The sequence below is a fragment of the Calidithermus terrae genome (assembly GCF_003574345.1).
In the GTDB taxonomy this organism is placed as follows: Bacteria; Deinococcota; Deinococci; order Deinococcales; family Thermaceae; genus Calidithermus; species Calidithermus chliarophilus.
In genome coordinates this window covers 1-2723 of the sequence record NZ_QXDL01000336.1, presented here as the reverse complement: position 1 = coordinate 2723, position 2723 = coordinate 1, and the positions used below count along the sequence as shown (strand labels likewise).

Below are 2723 nucleotides of genomic sequence, written 5' to 3'. Positions count from 1 at the left end.
GGGGTGGCCGTCGCGCGCCGTGTCGGCGGCGGGGATGGGGGAGTCGAGGGGTATGGCGTAGTAGCGCTCGCGCAGCCCGGGGTCTACCGGCGCCGCGGCGGCGCGGGCGACGGCCCGCAGGGTGGCGCCCTCGCGCAGGAACAGGGCCCCGGTGCGGGCCCCCAGCACCGTGGCCCCCTCGCGCGTCGCGGCTTCACACACCTCCTGGGGCGTGGAGGCGCGCGCCAGCGCGGCGCTCACCGCCTGCAGCGCCTCGGCCCGCCGCCGCGCCTGGCGCTCTTCCTCGAACAGCCGCGCGCGCTCGTAGGCGATGGCGGTCCGGTCGGCCAGGGCCAGGGCGAAGGCCCGCTCCCCCTCGTCCCAGGCGCAGGGCTCGGCGAAGCTCAGCGAGAGCACCCCGAACACCTCCTCCCCCCGCCGCAGCGGCAGGTGGGCGTTGGCCTCGACCACCAGCCGGGCGACGTCCGTGGCGAAGTGCGGGTAGCGCTCGAGGATGTGGCGGCGGTCGCGGTGGAAGACGGGCTCGCCGGTGCGGGCGGCCTCGGCGGCGGGGTGGAGGGCGTCGAGGGGGACGAGGCCGAAGCGCCGGGCGGCCTCGGCGTCGGCGTGGGTGCCCAGCACGTGCTCCTCCAGCACCAGCCCCTGCGGCGTGACCAGCCGCAGGCCGCCCCCGTTGGCGCCCAGGGCCCCCAGCACCTCCTCCAGCAGCACCTGCCCCACCTCCGCCAGGGTCTGGGCCCCGGCCAGCCTCGCGGTGACCTCCTGCAGCGCCCGCAGCCGCTCCTCGGCCCGCTTGCGCTCGTGGATGTCGATGCAGGCGCCGATGTAGCCCAGGAACTCGCCCCCCGGGGTGTAGCGCGGGACGGCCCGGTCCACGATCCAGCGGTATTGCCCGTCGTGGCGGCGCAGCCGGTACTCCATCTCGAAGGGCTCGCGCCGGTCGAAGGCGGTGGCGTAGGTCCCCAGGCAGCGCTCCCGGTCGTCGGGGTGGACCCCCTCGACCCAGCCGTTGCCCAGCTCCTGCTCGAGGGGGCGCCCGGTGAAGTTCAGCCAGCCGGTGTTGAAGTAGTCGCACAGCCCGTCGGCTCCGGACATCCACACCATCACCGGCGCGGTGTCGGCGAGGGTGCGGAAGCGCGCCTCGCTCTCGCGCAGCCGCTCCTCGGCCCGCCGGCGCTCGGAGATGTCGATCACGGAGATCAGCGCGAAGTCGCCCTCGGGGGTGTGCATCGGGTTGAGGCCGATCTCCACCGGGACTTCGCGGCCGTCCTTGCGCAGGGCGAACAGCTCCCGCCCCGCCCCCATCGCGCGCGCCTGGGGGTCGGCCAGGAACCCCGCGCGGCGTGAGCGGTGCTGCTGGCGGAAGCGCTCGGGCACCAGGCTTTCGACGGGCATGCCCAGCAGCTCCTCACGGCCGTAGCCGAACAGCCGCTCGGCCTCGGAGTTCGTCAGCACCACCCGCCCTTCACGGCTGACCATCAGCAGCGCGTTGGGGATGGACTCGACCACCCGCCGGAAGCGCTCCTCGGCCAGCTTGCGCTCGGTGACGTCGATCTCGACCCCCACCACCCGCAGCGCCTGCCCCTGCGCGTCGTGGATGACGATGGCCCGGCTGCTCACCCAGCGCACCTGCCCACCCGGCAGGGCCACGCGGTACTCGAACTCGCGCGGCCGGGGCCAGCCCTCCCGGAGGTTGGCCTCCACCATGGAGCTGATGCGGGGGCGGTCGTCGGGGTGGACGCGCTCGAGGAAGGCCTCCACCCCGCCCCGGAAGGTGCCGGGCTCGAGGCCCAGCAGCCGCTCGAAGCCCGCCGTCCAGTGGTGGGTGTCGCTCACGACGTCCCATTGCCACCAGCCCACGCCTTCGGGCTCCAGCTCGGGGGTCGGCAGGAGGTTGGGTCTTGGCTGCTCGGGCTTCACCTCCCCAATTATCCATCCAAGTTCCAGGCTTTTCATGGGATGGATCAGAGGTCGGTTCCTGTTCGGGGTGTTTCTTTGCGGGTGGGGAGGGGGTGTGTTGCGGTGTTTTGGTTTGGCGGTGTCGGTTCCGCCGTCAGGGGCCGGAGGGGGAGGCCATTCCACATGGCGAGGGCATCGCGGTACGCGACCCGGCGTACGCCGGAAACCTGCTCCCCCTGGCGGCCCCCGAGGGACTCCAGGTTACCGGCAAAGCCGGTATGGCCTACGGCCACCCCCTCGCAGACATGCCGCCGGGCCTCAGCGCCCGCGTACGCGGGGGTGCGGGCCGCACCTTGACTCGGCGGCATGCCCGTCTGCGCCACCCCGCCCACCCCCTCCCGCGTGAGCCGCGGGAACACGGCCGGGGCACGGCAGCGACCATCGAGCGGATGTCCCCTGGGGCGTGGGGCTGTAGTTAGCCTGCGGGCCGGGCACAACCCCAGTGGACGCTTAACCCCGATGGGGCGTCTTGCGTTTTGCGTTTAGCGTTTTGCGTTTAGCGTTTTGCGTACGACGTACGACGTACGACGTACGACGCACGACGCACGACGCACAACCCGCGCCCGGCACCGGGCGTCCGGCTGCCGACCGCCTACTTCCGCCCCGGATTAGGCGTCTGGTCCTCCTCGAGCGACTCGCGCTCCTCGGGGCTGAGGGCCCCGGTGCCGTCTTCGGGGCCGGGGCGTACGGGGATGCGGCCGCCGCTGGTCATCTGCCAGTCGGTGATCTCGAGGGAGGGGTTTCCGGCGGGGTCGAGGGAGTCC

1 protein-coding gene is annotated in these 2723 nt (G+C 73.3%); it reads right to left on the bottom strand.

Features of this window, described 5'->3' with window-relative positions:
* Positions 1 to 1920, bottom strand: a 1920-nt coding sequence (locus Mterra_RS20295) for a PAS domain S-box protein (RefSeq protein WP_119316749.1), incomplete at its 3' end; no start/stop codon positions are given.
* Positions 1921 to 2723 lie beyond the last annotated feature (803 nt).